Origin of the sequence: Mycolicibacterium sp. 624 (assembly GCF_040548615.1) — a bacterium.
GTDB lineage: Bacteria > Actinomycetota > Actinomycetes > Mycobacteriales > Mycobacteriaceae > Mycobacterium.
On the sequence record NZ_JBEPRZ010000004.1, the window covers coordinates 612809 to 630086 of the forward strand.

At 67.4% G+C, this 17278-nt stretch carries 17 protein-coding genes; 13 read left to right on the forward strand and 4 right to left on the reverse strand.

Annotated features, from left to right (window positions below; genetic code table 11):
• Positions 1 to 55 precede the first annotated feature (55 nt).
• The 9 genes from ABIA65_RS19500 (at position 56) to ABIA65_RS19540 (ending at position 8851) form a co-directional block, all read left to right on the forward strand.
• Positions 56 to 967, forward strand: coding sequence for a TIGR04222 domain-containing membrane protein (locus ABIA65_RS19500; protein WP_354524650.1), 912 nt, complete (start codon positions 56 to 58; stop codon positions 965 to 967).
• Positions 964 to 1830: an MbnB/TglH/ChrH family RiPP precursor modification enzyme gene (locus ABIA65_RS19505; protein ID WP_354524617.1), complete on the forward strand. Its 867-nt coding sequence runs from the start codon at positions 964 to 966 to the stop codon at positions 1828 to 1830. Before ABIA65_RS19500 ends, ABIA65_RS19505 begins: the two co-directional genes overlap by 4 nt.
• Positions 1827 to 2060 carry an SCO6045 C-terminal-like domain-containing protein gene (locus tag ABIA65_RS19510; RefSeq protein ID WP_354524618.1) on the forward strand — a complete coding sequence of 78 codons (234 nt, stop codon included), beginning with the start codon at positions 1827 to 1829 and terminating at the stop codon, positions 2058 to 2060. Before ABIA65_RS19505 ends, ABIA65_RS19510 begins: the two co-directional genes overlap by 4 nt.
• 58 nt (positions 2061 to 2118) lie before the next feature.
• On the forward strand, positions 2119 to 3285 hold the full coding sequence (locus ABIA65_RS19515) for a sensor histidine kinase (protein ID WP_354524619.1): 1167 nt from the start codon (positions 2119 to 2121) through the stop codon (positions 3283 to 3285).
• 33 nt (positions 3286 to 3318) lie between these two features.
• Positions 3319 to 3990: a response regulator gene (locus ABIA65_RS19520; protein ID WP_241405745.1), complete on the forward strand. Its 672-nt coding sequence runs from the start codon at positions 3319 to 3321 to the stop codon at positions 3988 to 3990.
• Positions 3991 to 4060: 70 nt separating this feature from the next.
• Positions 4061 to 5092 (forward strand): ATP-dependent 6-phosphofructokinase, encoded by a 1032-nt coding sequence (locus tag ABIA65_RS19525; protein WP_241399889.1) that lies wholly within the window; start codon positions 4061 to 4063, stop codon positions 5090 to 5092.
• Positions 5093 to 5209: 117 nt separating this feature from the next.
• On the forward strand, positions 5210 to 6712 hold the full coding sequence (gene gatB, locus ABIA65_RS19530; protein ID WP_241399887.1) for an Asp-tRNA(Asn)/Glu-tRNA(Gln) amidotransferase subunit GatB: 1503 nt from the start codon (positions 5210 to 5212) through the stop codon (positions 6710 to 6712).
• A gap of 2 nt (positions 6713 to 6714) precedes the next feature.
• Positions 6715 to 7464, forward strand: coding sequence for a pyrimidine reductase family protein (locus ABIA65_RS19535; RefSeq protein ID WP_241399886.1), 750 nt, complete (start codon positions 6715 to 6717; stop codon positions 7462 to 7464).
• A 7-nt stretch (positions 7465 to 7471) separates the two neighbouring features.
• Complete coding sequence (locus ABIA65_RS19540) at positions 7472 to 8851, forward strand: sensor histidine kinase (RefSeq protein ID WP_241399885.1); 1380 nt, start codon at positions 7472 to 7474, stop codon at positions 8849 to 8851.
• 36 nt (positions 8852 to 8887) lie between these two features.
• Here ABIA65_RS19540 and ABIA65_RS19545 read toward each other — a convergent pair whose 3' ends face one another.
• The gene (locus ABIA65_RS19545; protein WP_241399884.1) at positions 8888 to 10006 is read right to left on the reverse strand and encodes a PQQ-dependent sugar dehydrogenase; all 1119 of its coding nucleotides are present in this window, start codon (positions 10004 to 10006) and stop codon (positions 8888 to 8890) included.
• Between the two features lie 138 nt (positions 10007 to 10144).
• Here ABIA65_RS19545 and ABIA65_RS19550 point away from each other — a divergent pair, with 138 nt between their 5' ends.
• Positions 10145 to 11044, forward strand: a complete 900-nt coding sequence (locus ABIA65_RS19550) for a DoxX family protein (protein ID WP_354524620.1) — start codon at positions 10145 to 10147, stop codon at positions 11042 to 11044.
• A gap of 11 nt (positions 11045 to 11055) precedes the next feature.
• Here the strand turns inward: ABIA65_RS19550 and ABIA65_RS19555 are convergent, their stop codons facing one another.
• Positions 11056 to 11397, reverse strand: a complete 342-nt coding sequence (locus ABIA65_RS19555) for a PH domain-containing protein (protein ID WP_241405744.1) — start codon at positions 11395 to 11397, stop codon at positions 11056 to 11058.
• A 321-nt stretch (positions 11398 to 11718) separates the two neighbouring features.
• Between ABIA65_RS19555 and ABIA65_RS19560 the strand changes: the two genes are divergently transcribed.
• The 3 genes from ABIA65_RS19560 to ilvC all read left to right on the forward strand — a co-directional run bounded on the left by ABIA65_RS19560 (position 11719) and on the right by ilvC (position 15142).
• A complete protein-coding gene (locus tag ABIA65_RS19560) occupies positions 11719 to 13569 on the forward strand; it encodes an acetolactate synthase large subunit (protein ID WP_354524621.1) in 1851 nt (616 codons plus the stop codon).
• Positions 13569 to 14072, forward strand: coding sequence for an acetolactate synthase small subunit (gene ilvN, locus ABIA65_RS19565; protein ID WP_241399881.1), 504 nt, complete (start codon positions 13569 to 13571; stop codon positions 14070 to 14072). Before ABIA65_RS19560 ends, ilvN begins: the two co-directional genes overlap by 1 nt.
• 68 nt (positions 14073 to 14140) lie before the next feature.
• Positions 14141 to 15142, forward strand: coding sequence for a ketol-acid reductoisomerase (gene ilvC / locus ABIA65_RS19570; RefSeq protein WP_354524651.1), 1002 nt, complete (start codon positions 14141 to 14143; stop codon positions 15140 to 15142).
• A gap of 62 nt (positions 15143 to 15204) precedes the next feature.
• Here ilvC and wrbA read toward each other — a convergent pair whose 3' ends face one another.
• Positions 15205 to 15804: an NAD(P)H:quinone oxidoreductase gene (gene wrbA, locus ABIA65_RS19575; RefSeq protein WP_241399879.1), complete on the reverse strand. Its 600-nt coding sequence runs from the start codon at positions 15802 to 15804 to the stop codon at positions 15205 to 15207.
• A gap of 27 nt (positions 15805 to 15831) precedes the next feature.
• Positions 15832 to 17262, reverse strand: coding sequence for a phytoene desaturase family protein (locus ABIA65_RS19580; RefSeq protein ID WP_354524622.1), 1431 nt, complete (start codon positions 17260 to 17262; stop codon positions 15832 to 15834).
• Positions 17263 to 17278 lie beyond the last annotated feature (16 nt).

The following is a 17278-nucleotide window of genomic DNA, read 5'->3' on the forward strand; positions in this document are numbered from 1 at the left end:
GGCCGCGCTCGGACAGGATGACCACTGAACCGAACACCCAGGAGGTGATGTGCTGATGATCGATCAGATGATCGAGATGTCCACTCGCGCAATCGCAGAGGGATACGGGTATCTAGCCGTGTTGGCCGGGACGGCGGTCTTCGCGGTGGTCTGGCGGATCGTGATGACGCCCCGTCGGCGCGCGGTGACCGAACCGATCAGCGCGACCGAGTTGGCGTTCCTGCGGTCGGACATCGCTGCGGTGGTGACAGCGTTGGCGAGTCTGCGCGCCAGTGGGCGGATCACCCAGAACAGGCGGGTGGACCGTGCGGTGCGGTCTGGTCCGGAGATCGACCCTTTCACCGACCAGGTGCTGGAGCACGCCGCCGCCAATCCAAATCACACCGTGTCGGGCGTGTTCGATGCCGCCCGCGGCGATCTGCTCGTCATGGAGCGACGGCTGAGCGAGCGCGGGCTGTTGCGGACCCGAGCCGAGCGGGTACGGATGCGCCGGGGAGCGGCACTGTCGGTGCTGGTGCTGCTGTTCGGCGTCGGCTACTGCGTATACCTGGGAATTCAGCTGTTCGATAACTCCGACAACGCGGTGCGGTTCGCGGTGAACTGCGTCGCCACGGTCCTGTATGCGGCGGTGGTGCTTCCCGTGCTGCTCACGGTGAACCGGCTGACCCGGGCGGGTCGCCGTCTGCTGGAGACCGAGCAGGAACGCCTGAGTTATCTGAAGCCAGCCGAGCGCCCGGCATTCGCCACCTACGGTCCGGCGGCGGTGGCACTGTCGGTGGCGCTGTTCGGCACCGGCGCACTGTGGGCGATCGACACCGACTACTCGACCTCGGTGGAGGTGGCCGGGGACTCTTCGGGCGGGACCGACGGGGCCGGGTGCGGTGCGTCCTGCGGAGGCGATGGCGGTGGTGGCAGCGGCTGCGGTGGTGGCTGCGGCGGCGGGTGCGGCGGCGGGTGTGGCGGATGACGATCGCGACCCGCGCCGTGCCAGCGCTGGGCGACATAGGCCTGGGCTGGCGCCGCGAGATCGCCGGAGTCATCACCGATCTGCGGCCCGGCTTCTGCGAGGTGATCGTCGAGTCGGTGCCGATGCGCCGCCGTCGGGTACGACCAGATCCTGCCCTGGCAGAGCTGGTGGCACGCGGGGTGCCGGTCATCCCGCACGGCGTCGCACTGTCACTTGGCGGTGTGGAACCGGTGCAGCCCGCACGGGTGCGACGGCTGGCGGCGTGTGCGGAGACACTCGACGCCCCGATGGTCAGCGAGCACATCGCGTTCGTCCGGGCAGGAGGGATCGAGGCAGGCCATCTGCTGCCTGTGCCTCGCACCCGGGAGGCACTGGACGTGCTGGTGCGCAACATCGAACGCACCCGCAAGGAGCTGGATGTGCCGCTGGCCGTGGAGAACATCGCGGCGTTCGTGGAGTGGCCGGAATCCGATCTCAGCGAATCGGAGTTCCTCACCGAGTTGGTGCAGCGCACCGGGGTACTGCTGGTGCTGGATGTGGCGAACGTCTACGCCAACGCACGCAACCGCGGGCTCGATCCGCAACGGGAGCTGGCGCGGCTACCGGTTGAGCGGGTGGCCTACAGCCACGTCGCGGGCGGATACCAGCGCGATGGCATCTACCACGACACCCACACCGACCGGACTCCGCCGGAGGTGTTGGAACTGGTCACGGCGTTGCGTGAGCGGGTGGACACGCCGTTCATGCTGGAGCGCGACGGACGATACCCGCCAGCCGCGGAACTGTTCGACGAGTTGGACGCGATCGCCGCGGCTGCGGGGGCCGCCCCGATCACAGCCGGGGCGCGGAAGGTGTGGAGATGACCGAGCACGACACCTTGGCGCGACGCCAGGAGGCTCTGGTGCGGGCGCTGGTCGCGGGGGGCCCGGTGCCGCACGGCTTCGATCTAGCGGCCGTGGCCGCGGCCGGCGAGGTGTGCCGCCACAAGCGGGATGCGCATGCGCGTACCGCCGTTCGTCGGCCCCGGTGGTGGGCCCGGCTGCGGAGGTGGCCATTGACCGGTTCGGTTCTCGGGCTAGCTCTGGCGAGCTAGCCGGTAAATCACCCCGTAGGGGGAGTGCTGCGGGGTGAATCCGTCCTACATTTGGTCCGTGGACAAGCCCAGGGGATTCAAGAATTGGATGCGGAGCGGGCACTGGACGGCGTGGTTTCTCTTCGCCGTCACCGGGATTCTCTACGCGGTGGCCTGGCCGACGCTGTTCCTGACACACCAGGTACCGGCGGAGCTGGCCCCGATCGTGGCGGCATTCGCCGCGTTCCCGCTTCTGCTCATTCTGGTCAATCCGCTTCTGGGATGGTCGATTTCGGCCGCATCGGCGGTGCTGATACCGCTGACATTCGATAGGCTGCCGGGCTGGAGCTATCCGTGGCAGGTGGTGCACCTCATCGAACTGCTGGTGCTGATCGTCGCGGTGGCCTGGACCCGTTCGCTGCCGACTGTGCTCAAGGTGTGGCTGGCGTCTGCGGTGTTGTTCCTCATCGCGATGCCTGCTGACGCGGACGCCGGCTGGGCGTTCGGTGTCACCGCCATCGTGTTCGCGGTTCTGCTGGTGCGCTGGTTGGTGCTATCGCGACGGCAGGTCGCCGCCCTGGAGGAGGTCAGCGAGCTGGAGCGGGCCAAGCGGACGGTGTTACAGGAGCGGACCAGAATTGCGCGCGACCTCCACGACATCGTCGCTCATCACATGTCGATGGTGGTGGTGTCGGCTCAGACCGCGCCGTATCGCCATACCGATGTGCCGCCGAGTCTGCAGGCCGAGTTCGAGACGATTGCCGCGACCGGTCGCCAGGCGCTCAATGAGATCCGCGGCCTGCTCGGGGTGCTGCGCAGCGACGCCGAACTGGCCGAGCTGGCACCCGCGCCGACGCTGGCCGACCTGCCCGATCTGTTCACCTCGACGCAGCGTGCCGGCGTTCCCCTGACGTGGCAGTTCGACGGCTCGACGGCTTTGGTGGGGGAGCTGATCGGGGCGACCGCGTACCGGATCGTGCAGGAGTGCCTGGCGAACGCGTCGCGGCACGCGCCGGGGTCTCCGGTGGTCGCCGAGGTCATCGTCACCACCGACGGCGTGGGTATCGAGGTCCGCAACAGGATGGTGACGGAGTCGTCGGCGTCGGCGGAACCCGGTCTGGGCATCGCCGGAATGCGGGAACGGGCCGCTGCGGTCGGCGGCACGGTCGCCGTGCACGATGCCGACGGGGAGTTCGTGGTCTGGACATATCTGCCAAGCGTCCCAGCCGCGTTGATCGCCGGTTAGCGTTACGGGGTGTCCGGCCCGATCGATCCTGCGATGTCCGGCGCGCCGATGATCACCGCCTTCATCGCCGATGACCAGGCGATGGTTCGTCAGGGGTTCGGTGCGCTGCTCAACGCGCAACCCGATATCCGCGTGCTCGGCGACGCGGCCAACGGACGCGACGCGGTGACGGGCGTGTGTGAGCTGCTGCCCGACGTGGTGTTGATGGACGTGCGCATGCCCGAGCTGAACGGTCTGGACGCCGCGCGCGAGATTCTGGCGCAGACCACCTCGAAAGTGCTCATGCTGACCACGTTCGACATCGACGACTACGTCTATGCTGCGTTACGCGCGGGTGCCAGTGGATTCCTGCTGAAGGACGCGCCGGCCGAGGAACTCATCCGCGCCGTGCGAGTCGTCCACGCCGGGGAGGCATTGCTCGCGCCGTCGGTCACCCGCAGGCTCATCACCGACCTGGTGAGTCGGCGTGCCGCCCCGCGCCGCTGCACCGACGAGCTGGCGCGGCTGACCCCGAGGGAGACCGAGGTTCTTGAACTGATGGCCCGCGGATTGTCCAACGCGGAGATCGCCACCGAGTTGTTCGTGTCCGAGGAGACTGTGAAAACCCATGTCGGCAAGGTGTTTTCGAAACTCGGTCTACGCGATCGGGCGCAGGCCGTGGTGATCGCCTACGAATCCGGTCTGGTGTCCCCGTTCGCTCATTGAGCGGCTGTCGAGCCGCGACTGGACGAAGCTGGCAAGATCGAGGTTCAGCGATACGAGGAGCGGAATAGACATGCGGATCGGCATACTCACCGGTGGTGGTGACTGTCCTGGCCTGAACGCGGTCATCCGGGCAGTGGTGCGGACATGTGACGTGCGCTACGGATCGACCGTGGTGGGATTCCAAGACGGCTGGCGCGGTCTGCTGGAGGACCGTCGCATCCAGCTCCGCAACGATGACCGCAACGACCGGCTGCTGAGCAAGGGCGGCACCATGCTCGGCACCGCGCGGGTCAACCCCGACAAGCTGCGGGCAGGTCTGGAGCAGATCAAGCGGACGCTCGAGGACAACGGCATCGACGTGCTGATCCCCATCGGCGGCGAGGGCACACTGACCGCGGCGCACTGGCTGTCCGAGGAGAACGTTCCCGTCGTCGGCGTGCCCAAGACCATCGACAACGACATCGACTGCACCGACGTCACTTTCGGCCACGACACCGCGCTGGAGGTGGCCACTGAGGCCATCGATCGGCTGCACAGCACCGCCGAATCCCATCAGCGCGTGATGCTGGTTGAGGTGATGGGCCGGCACGCCGGCTGGATCGCGCTGAACGCCGGGTTGGCCTCGGGCGCGCATATGACGCTGATCCCCGAGCAGCCGTTCGACGTCGAGGAGGTCTGCCGACTGGTCAAGCAGCGCTTCATCCGTGGCGACTCGCACTTCATCTGCGTCGTGGCCGAGGGTGCGAAACCCGCCCAGGGCTCGATGCAGCTACGTGACGGCGGTATCGACGAGTTCGGTCATGTCCGCTTCACCGGTGTGGCCCAGCAGCTCGCCGTCGAGATCGAGAAGCGGATCAACAAGGAGGTCCGCACCACGGTGCTCGGTCACGTGCAGCGCGGCGGAACTCCCACCGCCTATGACCGGGTGCTGGCGACGCGGTTCGGGGTGAACGCCGCCGACGCCGCGCATGCGGGCGAGTACGGGATGATGGTGTCGCTGCGTGGACAGGACATCGGCCGCGTCCCGCTTGCCGACGCCGTGCGACAGCTCAAGCTGGTGCCGCAGAGCCGCTACGACGACGCCGCGGAGTTCTTCGGCTGAGTCCCTCCCGCGAGCAGTCGCAAAAGCGCCTCCTTCGGGCCGTTTCAGGGGACTTTGCTGGAGCCGCGCAGCGGTCTGCTGGCGAGGGGAAGTGCGCCACTCATTAGGATTGGCAGCATGACTGCCGCCCCCGCCGAGCTCCTCACCTACGACGAGGTCATCTCGCGCTATGACCCGGTGATGGGGATGGAGGTCCACGTCGAGCTGTCGACCGCGACCAAGATGTTCTGTGGCTGCGCCAATGAGTTCGGCGGCGAGCCCAACACGCAGGTGTGCCCCGTGTGCCTTGGCCTGCCAGGCGCGCTGCCCGTGCTGAACAACGCCGCGGTCGAATCGGCCATTCGGATCGGGCTGGCGCTGAACTGTCGGATCGCCCCGTGGGGCCGGTTCGCCCGCAAGAACTACTTCTACCCGGACCAGCCGAAGAACTACCAGATCAGTCAGTACGACGAGCCGATCGCCATCGACGGCTACCTCGACGTCCCGCTCGAGGACGGCACGACGTGGCGAGTGGAGATCGAGCGCGCCCACATGGAGGAGGACACCGGCAAGCTGACCCACCTGGGCAGTGACACCGGCCGCATCGAGGGTGCGACGACGTCGCTGCTGGACTTCAACCGGTCCGGTGTTCCCCTGGTCGAGATCGTCACCAAGCCGATCGAGGGCACCGGGGAACGCGCACCGGAGATCGCCCGTGCGTACGTCACCGCGCTGCGGGACCTGCTGCGTGCGCTGGGCGTCTCGGACGTGCGGATGGATCAGGGCTCGATGCGCTGTGACTCCAACCTGAGCCTGCGCCCCGTCGGCACGACCGAGTTCGGTACCCGCACCGAAACCAAGAACGTCAACTCGCTCAAGAGCGTCGAGGTGGCTGTCCGCTACGAGATGCGGCGTCAGGCGGCAATTCTCGAGTCCGGCGGCCGGATCGTGCAGGAGACGCGGCACTTCCACGAGGACGGCTACACCTCGGCCGGGCGCAGCAAGGAGACCGCGGAGGACTACCGCTACTTCCCGGAGCCCGACCTCGAACCGGTCGCGCCCACCGATGAATGGGTCGAACGGCTTCGAGCGACCATCCCGGAGCTTCCCTGGTTGTCGCGCAAGCGAATTCAGGACGACTGGGGCATCTCCGATGAGGTGATGCGCGACCTCGTGAACAACGGTGCCATCGATCTGGTCGCGGCAACCGTCGAACAGGGCGCCTCCAGCGAGTCCGCCCGCGCCTGGTGGGGAAACTTCCTGGTGCAGAAGGCCAACGAGGGACAGGTGGAACTCGACGCGCTGGCGATCACTCCCGCGCAGGTTGCCGCGGTGGTCAAACTCGTCGATGAGGGCAAGCTGTCGAACAAGTTGGCCCGACAGGTCATCGAGGGTGTGCTCGCAGGCGAGGGCGAGCCCGAGCAGGTGATGGCCGACCGGGGGCTGGCAGTGGTCCGCGACGACTCGGTGATCCAGGCCGCCGTCGACGAGGCGCTGGCAGCCAATCCCGATGTGGCGGAGAAGATCCGCGGCGGCAAGGTCCAGGCGGCCGGTGCGATAGTCGGCGCAGTCATGAAAGCCACCAAGGGACAGGCAGACGCGGCGCGGGTGCGCGAGCTGGTCCTAGCGGCCTGTGGCTAGGCATGACGTCTCCAGCCACCCTGCCCACGGCGCCGGCTGAACTCGCCGTTCTCTACGCGTATCCGGCCGAACCGCCGGGCCGGTGTCTGGTCCGCGCGAACATGGTGTCGTCGTTGGATGGGGCGTCGGCGCTGAAGGGCACCTCAACCGCGCTGGGATCGCCGGGTGACAAGGCAGTCTTCGATGTGCTGCGCGGGCTCGCCGATGTGGTGCTGGTGGCTTCGGGCACAGTGGCCGCCGAGCACTATGGCGCCGCGCAACCGAACGCCGCCCTCGCCGCGCAAAGGGAGGCCTGTGGGCAGCGGCCCGCACCGGTTCTCGCGGTCGTCACGGGCAGGTTGAGTCTGGACCCCGAGTCGCCGGTGGCCCGAGCCCCGGGCACCCTGGTTCTCACGTGCGCCACCGCACCCGAGGATCGCCGACGTGCCCTGGTGGCGGCCGGCGCCGACGTCATCGACTGCGGTGCGGACACGGTCGATCTGAATGAGGCGCTGCGGATTCTCGCCGAACGCGGACTGTGGCGCGTGCTGTGCGAGGGCGGCCCGTCCCTGTTGGGCTCGATGGTGGTCGCTGACCTGCTGGACGAGATCTGCCTGACCTACAGCCCCCACCTGGTGGGCGGCGAGGGCGGCCGGATACTGCACTCATCGGTCGAGAACGACGGGCCGCCAATGCAACCGGTCCACGTCCTCGCCGACGACCAGGGATTCCTCTACACCCGCTGGCGGCGCAGCACACTGAAGACGGGGTGATGGTGCGATGAAGGTCGCTGATCTGGTGTACCGCCTGCTGGCGAAGCCGCTGCGGCTGTTATCGCTGCGGTCGATCGTCATCGTGGGGCAGCTCAGCGTCATCATCCTGGTGCTGGTTCTCGGCGTCTGGGTGTGGGTCGGTGTCACCAACGACCAGTACAACCAGCTCGATCGGCGGCTGGACTCGTTGAGCAGCCTCGGTGATGTCAACACATTGATTCGCAGCGCACAGGACCCCGGCCAGGGGCCGGAGCCGACAGAGAGCGGTCTGGTGCGCACGGCGCGTATCGGTCCCACCACGGTGTCCATCCCCGCCGACGTCGTCCTGCCGGAGCTGCCCAACGGCTACGCCTTCACCACAATCGACGGCGTTGAGTACCGGGTGCGCACCATCACGACGGGCATCGCGTCGATCGCGCTCGGGGCGCCGACGGCCGAGACCCAGGCTGCCGTCGACGCGCTGCACTGGCGCGTCTTCTGGATCTGTGCAGGCGTGATCGTCGGGACGCTGCTGGTGGGCTGGGTGATCGCGCTGATCATGGTCAACCCGTTCCGCATGCTGGCGCGGCAGGCGCGGGCCATCAACGCGCAGTCCAACCCCGACGAGGTGCAGGTGCGCGGGGTATGGGAGGCCGTGGAGATCTCCGAGGCCGTCGAGGGCATGCTGGCCCGCATCGGTGACGAGCAGCAGCGCACCCGCGCCGCGCTCGAATCAGCGCGCGATTTCTCCGCCGTCGCGTCGCACGAACTCCGGACGCCGCTGACCGCCATGCGAACCAACCTCGAGGTGCTCGCGACGCTGGATCTGGGTGCTGAGCAGCGCAACGAGGTGATCGGCGACGTCATGCGCACGCAGGGCCGGATCGAGGCGATGCTGACCGCGCTGGAACGGCTGGCCCAGGGTGAACTGACCACGGCGGACGACTTCGTCCCTGTGGACGTCACCGATCTGCTCGACCGGGCCGCACATGACGCGATGCACAACTTCCCTGGTGTGGACGTCGCGCTGGCGTCCTCGACGACGGTGCTGATGCTGGGGCTGCCCGCGGGGCTGCGCCTGGTCATCGACAACGCCATCGCCAACGCCGTCAAACACGGTGACGCCAGCCAGGTCCGGCTCAGTGTGCTCAGTTCAGCGCACGGCGTCGAGATCACCGTCGACGACGACGGTTCCGGAGTTCCGGAGGAGGAACGCACCGAGGTCTTCGAGCGGTTCCACCGCGGCACCACGGCCTCACGTTCGGGGTCGGGCCTGGGGCTGGCCTTGGTCGCGCAGCAGGCCGAACTACACGGCGGAACGGCATCGCTGGAGGTCAGCCCTATGGGCGGAACCCGGTTGATGCTGCGCCTGCCCGGGCCGCAACAGCAGCAGCAACCGCCGCGCTGACTGGGCCTGCTCGGTCTTCTCGGTCTTCTGGGACTTCTAGGTCTTCTCGTCGCTGCTGCGCGGGAAGCCGCCCTGCGGGAACAGTGGGAACACGACGTCGTCGAAGTTCTCGGCGTCACCGACGGTCTTGTTGATGGTTGCGCCCCACACGTTGCCGTCGGGTGACAGCTGCAGCGCCCACACGTGTCCGCGCAGGTCCTGACGGACCACCTCGGGATCGCCCGTCACCGCTCCGGTGTCGGGGGCCAGCCGGACCGCGACGGTCTGCTTTGTGTTGACAAGGTTGACCAGCACGGTGCCGTCCTGCGCGGCGCAGCCCGCCACACCGGGACGGTCGGACCACGACCAGACCGTCGAGACCTTGGAGTCCTTGGTGATGCGCTGCAACCGGTCACCGGTGGGTGTGCGGTCGGTGACGTACAGCGATCCGTCGGAGGGGTCGGTGCACAGCCCGCCGGCGCCGCCCAGGCCGCTCAGCGCGGTGGTCTGGGGCGCCTGGTTGACGGTGGTGGGCTGCTCGATGCGGAGGAGCTTGCCTGCCAGCGAAGCCGGGTCGCCGCCAGCGGCGGGGTCGCCCGCGTCGCCGGTGAGCACCGTCAGGGTGGTGGGGCTGGTGAAGATCAGTGCACCGCTGTTGCCGACCACGCCCTTCGGAATGCCGGTCAGGATCGGCTTGGGCACGTCACCGTCGGCGATGCGGATCACCCGGTTGTCGGTCGGGGTGCTGACGTAGGCGTACATCAGGCGGTCCTGCGTGTAGGTCGGCGACAGCACGATGTCCAGCAGTCCGCCGTCGCCCGCGGGGTCGACTGGGATAACCAGCTTGACCTTGGGTTCGGCGTTCACGGCGACTTCCTTGACCGCACCGGTCACCCGCTCGGCGACCAGGGCGGACTTGCTGTCCTTGCCCATGATCAGCCCGCTGGTGCTCTCCAGGCAGCCCTGCATCACGCCCGGCGCGGGACACGCCTTCGGGAACGGCTCGCCCGGCAGCGGCGGTGGCGGCGGAGGGGTCGTGCTCGACCCCGGCGCCATCTCCGGATCGGTGGTGAAGGGCTCGGACTGTGCGGCGTCGAAGCGCGCACATCCGGACCCGACCAGCAACGCGGTGCACACCAGCACCAGCACACCAAGCATCTGCCGGCGCAATGTCATGCTGGCCAGGTTACGGATCGTCATGCAGTCCTCGCCACGTCGGGCGGCGCGAACCGGCGTGTCACGGCTGTGCAACGCCAACCGAACGCGCCGCGCCAATCCACGATTCGCGGGTAACTAGCACTTACGCTGAGTTTCGTGACCAGTACCTCTCACGACCCGCGCGCTTGGCAGAGACCAGAAGGTCTCGAAGGCTCGGCCGTTCGGCCCGCGTCGGCACGCCTGGTCGACCCCGAAGACGACGTCCCCTCGACCTACGGTGGTGGCGACACCTCGTCCACCTATGGTGAGACCCCGCCTGCCTACAGTGAGGCCCCGTCCACTTACGGCGAGGGCGAGACCACCGCGATACCGCGCTACGACTCCACACCGCAGCAGTCCGCATACGGCCTGCTCGGCGAGCCCGAGCCGCTGCCATACGTCCAGCCCGGCGCCAGGCACTCCACTCACCAGGCCGAACCCACAGAGGTTGGCACCGATCCCGTGCTCGACGACCGCGTGCGCGCGGCGGGGCGACGTGGCACCCAGGACCTCGGCCTGATGCTGCTGCGCGTCGGTCTTGGCGCACTGTTCATCGCGCACGGCCTGCAGAAGGCGTTCGGCTGGTGGGGCGGCGCGGGCCTGAACGGTTTCGAGCAGTCGCTGGCCGACCTGGGCTACCAGCACGCCGGACTTCTGACCTACGCGGGCGTTGGTGCCCAGGTCGCCGTCGGCGTTCTTTTGGTACTCGGGCTCTTCACACCGCTGGCCGCCGCGGGCGCGCTGGCCTACCTGGTCAACTCCCTGCTGGCCGCCGTCGTCGCACAGCAGGAGTCGGGGTACTTCCCGTTCTTCCTGCCCGAGGGGCACGAATACCAGGTCACGCTGATCGTCGTGGCCGCCGCGTTGTGCCTGACCGGTCCTGGCCGCTACGGGTTCGACGCCGGGCGCGGCTGGGCCCGCAGGCCGTTCATCGGATCGTTGGCGGCGCTGCTGCTCGGTCTCGGCCTTGGCATCGCCGTGTGGGCGCTGCTCAACGGTGCCAACCCGCTGGCGTAGCGCTCACCGGCCTACTCGTAGGGGTTGGGTACGCGGCCGCCGCTGGCGGCGGTCAATTCCGGCAGTGTCGCGAAGGTCACCGCGGGCAACCGGAACTCAGAGCCGTCCTTGAGGCACGCGAGTGCCCAGGATCGCCTGTCGAAACGCAGGCCGTCGATATCCGTCCACGGCACTGTGCGGCTGCCGAACAGGGTGCGGGCGGTGACGGTGTTGCGGTCGGCGATGGTGCGGTAGCGGACGATCGCGAAGGACACGAGCACCGGCACGATCAGGATCGCGGTGAACCATTTCGGCTCGGCCAGCACCAGGCTCAGCGACGCGAGGGTGAGGAACCCAACGCCCAGGTGGGCCATCGGCGAGATCTTGATGACGAGCGGCTGGCTGGTGGAAGGACCGGACCCGTCATTCGCTGCATTCACCCGACCATCCTTGCACTCCTGGGGAATTTGACCATTGACCTGTGCGAGGACTACCGTCGTCAGCTATGTACTCGATCGGCATTCTCGTAGTAATTGGTTCGCGCGTTGGTGCGTAACCCGGCCTGAGTGATCAGTCAGGAGGCCTACGAGCACCGACGCGCACCCTCGTACAGCGGAAGCTGACGGGGGTTTTTTGTTGCCCCAGAACACGACCAGCACGCCCGACCAGACAACGAAGAGACTGAAGAGGACACCGTGAGCGCACCGACCACGCGATCGCCGGAACCCACGCACCAGAGCAATGGCACACCGACCGTTGCGTCAGCGCCTGTTTCTCAGCCGAGAACGGTTGCCCCGCAACAGATGACCGGAGCACAGGCGGTGATCAGATCGCTCGAGGAACTCGATGTCGACGTGATCTTCGGCATCCCCGGTGGCGCAGTTCTGCCGGTGTACGACCCGCTGTTCGACTCGGAGAAGCTGCGCCACGTGTTGGTCCGCCACGAGCAGGGCGCCGGACACGCCGCCAGCGGGTACGCGCACGCGACCGGCAAGGTCGGCGTGATGATGGCGACGTCGGGTCCCGGCGCCACCAACCTGGTCACGCCGCTGGCCGACGCGCAGATGGACTCGATCCCCGTGGTCGCCATCACCGGTCAGGTCGGCCGCGGTCTCATCGGCACGGATGCCTTCCAGGAAGCCGACATCTCCGGCATCACCATGCCAATCACGAAGCACAACTTCCTGGTCCGCAACGGTGACGACATCGCCCAGATGATCGCCGAGGCCTTCCACATCGCGCGCTCCGGTCGGCCCGGCGCCGTGCTCGTCGACATCCCGAAGGACGTGCTGCAGGCACAGTGCACGTTCAGCTGGCCCCCGGTGTTCGATCTGCCGGGGTACAAGCCCAACACCAAGCCCCACAGCAGGCAGATCCGTGAGGCCGCCAAGCTGATCGCCGCGGCCAGCAAGCCCGTGCTGTACGTCGGCGGTGGCATCATCCGCGGCGAGGCCAGCGAGGAACTGCGCAAGCTGGCCGAGCTGACCGGCATCCCCGTTGTCACCACCTTGATGGCGCGGGGTGCGTTCCCGGACTCCCATCCCCAGAACCTCGGCATGCCCGGTATGCACGGCACTGTGTCCGCTGTCGGCGCCCTGCAGCGCAGCGACCTGCTGATCGCGCTGGGTACTCGGTTCGACGACCGAGTGACCGGCCAGCTGTCGTCGTTCGCACCCGAGGCCAAGGTCATCCACGCCGATATCGACCCGGCCGAGATCGGCAAGAACCGACACGCCGACGTCCCGATCGTGGGTGACGTCAAGGCCGTCATCACCGATCTGATCGAGGTGTTGGCCAAGAACGGCACGTCCGAGGCCACGCTGGACATCGGTGGATGGTGGGAGTACCTGCGCGACATGCAGGCCACCTACCCGCTGAGCTACGGGCCGCAGAGCGACGGCAGCCTGAGTCCCGAGTACGTCATCGAGACGCTGGGCCGGATCGTCGGACCGGATGCGGTGTACGCGGCGGGCGTTGGCCAGCACCAGATGTGGGCCGCCCAGTTCATCAAGTACGAGAATCCGAAGACCTGGCTGAACTCGGGTGGACTCGGCACCATGGGCTACGCGGTGCCCGCGGCGATGGGTGCCAAGTTCGGCCGCCCCGAGGCCGAGGTGTGGGCGATCGACGGCGACGGCTGCTTCCAGATGACCAACCAGGAACTCGCCACGTGCGCGGTCGAGGGTGCACCCATCAAGGTGGCGCTGATCAACAACGGCAACCTGGGCATGGTGCGGCAGTGGCAGACCCTCTTCTACGAGGAGCGCTACAGCCAGACGAATCTGTCCACGCACAGCCACCGCATCCCCGACTTCGTCAAGCTGGCAGAGGCGCTTGGCTGCGTCGGGTTGCGTTGCGAGCGTGCCGAAGACGTCGAGGACGTGATCAACCAGGCGCGAGCCATCAACGACCGTCCGGTGGTCATCGACTTCATCGTGGGCGCCGATGCGCAGGTGTGGCCGATGGTCGCCGCAGGCACCAGTAACGACGAGATCATGGCGGCGCTCAACATCCGGCCGCTGTTCGACAACGAGGAACAGGTCTAATGACAACGACGACGCACACTCTGTCGGTGCTGGTCGAGGACAAGCCCGGCGTGCTCGCGCGCGTCGCGTCGCTGTTCTCGCGGCGCGGCTTCAACATCCAGAGCCTCGCCGTTGGTGCCACCGACCAGAAGCACTTGTCCCGCATGACGATCGTGGTGGCCGTCGAGGACTCCGCGCTCGAACAGATCACCAAACAGCTCAACAAGCTCATCAACGTGATCAAGATCGTCGAGCAGGACGAGGACAACTCGGTGTCGCGCGAGCTGGCACTGATCAAGGTGCGCGCCGATGCCACCACCCGCGGTCAGATCATCGAGACGGTGAACCTGTTCCGCGCCAAGGTGGTCGACGTGTCGGCGGAGTCGTTGGTCGTGGAGGCCACCGGCACGCCGGGCAAGCTGGAGGCGCTGTTGAACCTCCTCGAGCCGTACGGTATTCGCGAGATCGCACAGTCCGGCATGGTGACGCTCTCCCGCGGTCCCCGCGGCATGGGCGCCAAGTAACGCACTTTTTCATCGCAACGTTCCAATGCAACACGAAACAGAGAAGGAATATCGAAGTGGCAGTTGAGATGTTTTACGACGACGACGCGGACCTGTCGATCATCGCGGGCCGCAAGGTCGGCGTCATCGGCTACGGCAGCCAGGGTCACGCGCACTCGCTGAGCCTGCGCGACTCCGGCGTGCAGGTGAAGGTGGGCCTCAAGGAGGGCTCGAAGTCACGCGAGAAGGTCACCGAGCAGGGTCTCGAGGTCGACACTCCGGCCGAGGTCGCCAAGTGGGCCGACGTCATCATGCTGCTGGCGCCCGACACCGCGCAGGCAGAGATCTTCAAGAACGACATCGAGCCGAACCTGGAGGACGGCAACGCGCTGTTCTTCGGCCACGGCCTCAACATCCACTTCGGCCTGATCAAGCCGCCGGCGAACATCACCATCGGCATGGTGGCCCCCAAGGGCCCCGGCCACCTCGTGCGCCGTCAGTTCGTCGACGGCAAGGGTGTGCCCTGCCTGATCGCGGTCGACCAGGACCCCAAGGGTGAGGGTCAGGCGCTGACGCTGTCCTACGCCAAGGGCATCGGAGGCACCCGCGCCGGCGTCATCAAGACCGACTTCAAGGAGGAGACCGAGACCGACCTCTTCGGTGAGCAGGCCGTGTTGTGCGGTGGCACCGAGGAACTGGTCAAGGCGGGCTTCGAGATCATGGTCGAGGCGGGCTACGCCCCCGAGATGGCCTACTTCGAGGTGCTGCACGAGCTGAAGCTGATCGTCGACCTGATGTACGAGGGCGGCATCGCGCGGATGAACTACTCGGTGTCTGACACCGCGGAGTTCGGTGGCTACCTGTCGGGCCCGCGGGTCATCGACGCCGACACCAAGGATCGGATGCGCGCGATCCTCAAGGACATCCAGGACGGCACCTTCGTCAAGGCGCTTGTCGCCAACGTCGAGGGTGGCAACAAGCGCCTCGAGGCGCTGCGCAAGGAGAACGCCGAGCACCCGATCGAGGTCACCGGCAAGAAGCTGCGCGACCTGATGAGCTGGGTCGACCGCCCGATCACCGAGACCGCTTAGTCTCACCACGAATTCGGCGCGTTCAGCCGCGGTCACCGCGGCTGAACGCGCCGAAATCGTCTCTAGGCAACCAGCCGGGAGGCGACCTGAACGACGCGGCGCGCCAGGTGGTCGAGGGCGTTCGAGGTGGCGTCGTCGAATTCGCTGATGTTGTCCCGGCTGGCGATCAGGCTGGCGCCGTACGGGTTGCCATCGATGAACTTGAGCGCATCGGTGTAGCCCGGCGCCACGATGATGCCGCCGAAGTGCATGAGCGTGACGTACAGCGTGAGCAGTGTGGTCTCCTGGCCGCCGTGCGCAGTGTTCGACGAGGTGAAGCCCGCGTAGACCTTGTCCGCCAGCTTGCCCTCCGACCACAGACCACCCAGCGAGTCGATGAACGTGCGGAATTGCGCTGTCACCGAACCGAATCGCGTAGGAGACCCGAATATCACCGCATCGGCCCAGACGATGTCATCACCGGTGGCGGCGGGCAGATCCCTGGTGGCCTCGTAGTTGGCCGTCCACGCCGGGTTCCCGGCGAACGACTCCGGGTCAAGCGTCTCGGCGATGTGGCGCAACCTGACCTCGGCGCCCGCCGCCGTGGCCGCCGCCTCGACTCGTTTCGCCATCGTGGTGCCGTGTCCCGTGGCGGAGTAGTAAATGATCGCGAGTTTCGTCATACCTCGAGCCAAACACGTCGGCGAGGGCTACGGGGCCAGTGCGGGAACCTTCTTGATGCCGAACTCACGCCGCAGCACGGTGCGCGCGGCGTAGTAGCCGGCCATACCGTGCACGCCGCCGCCTGGAGGGGCCGCTGACGAGCACAGGTAGGCCTTCGGGATCGGCGTCTTCCACGGGTTCCACTGCAGGGCGGGGCCGGTCAACGCGCTGAACATGTTGTTGCCGCCGACGCCGATGTCGCCGCCGACGAGGTTGGCGTTGTGATGTGACATATGCGCTGCGGGCACGCTGCGCACGCCCAACACGATGTCGCGGAATCCTGGGGCGAGGCGCTCGAACAAGCGGGTCACGGTCTCGGCCATGTCGACGGTTGATCCGGACGGTACGTGGGCGTACGTCCACAGCGGGCGTCGTCCCTGCCTGTCGATGCGGCCGGGATCGGCGATATGGGGCAGCGCCGCGAGCACCATCGGCCAGTCGGCGTGGTGCCCGCGGGCGATCTGACTCTCGGCCAATGCCATCTGGGCGCGGCTACCCCCGAGATGAAGCGTGGGCGCAAGAGCCAATCGTGAATCACGCCACGGGATCTCGTCGGACAACACGAAATCGACTTTGGCCACTCCCGGGCCGAACCGGTAGCGACGCAACGCCTTCGCGTAGCTCTCCGGGATGGCGTCACCGTAGATCCGGAGCAGCGCGGTCGGGGCGGTGTCGTACAGCACGACGCCAGCGGGCGGACTGCTCACCTCCTCGCCGACGACGAGTTCGCCGCCGTGCGCGCGGAGGTCGGCGATCAGTGCGTCGGGGATGGCTTGGGAGCCGCCGACGGGTATGGGCCAGCCCACCGCATGAGCGAGGGTGGCCAGCATCAGTCCGGCACCCGAGGACACGAGTGACGGCATCTGCGAGATCGTGTGCGCGGCAACGCCGCTGAAGAGCGCACGGGCATCCTCGCCCTGCAGTGAGCGCCACAGTGGGGTGCCCTGGGCCAGCAGTCGCGGCGCAACCCGAAGGGCGGCGGGGATGGAAGGCGGTATCGAGCGCTTGTCGCCGAGCATCAGACCGACCACCCCGTGGGAGTCGGCGGTCAGCGGGCCCAGCAGTCTGCGCCACGACGCCCCGTCGTCGAGTTCGGCGCACGTGCGTTCGAGGTCGAGGTAGCCGACGGCGGCGGGGCGGTCGGGCAGCGGGTTGGCGTAGGAGACGTCCGGGACAGCCAGGGTGACACCGCGGGCCGGCAGGTCGAACTCGGCGAAGAACGGCGACGCCAGCGCAAGCGGGTGCACCGCCGAGCAGATGTCGTGGTGAACATCACCGAACTCCGGGTCGGCGAGGGTGCGCGCACCACCGCCCGCCGTGGGCTGTGCCTCGATGACCCGCACCGACAAGCCGGCGCGGGCACAGATCACGGCTGCGCTCAGCCCGTTGGGTCCACTTCCGACGATGGTGATGTCCACATGTCGATTACAGCCC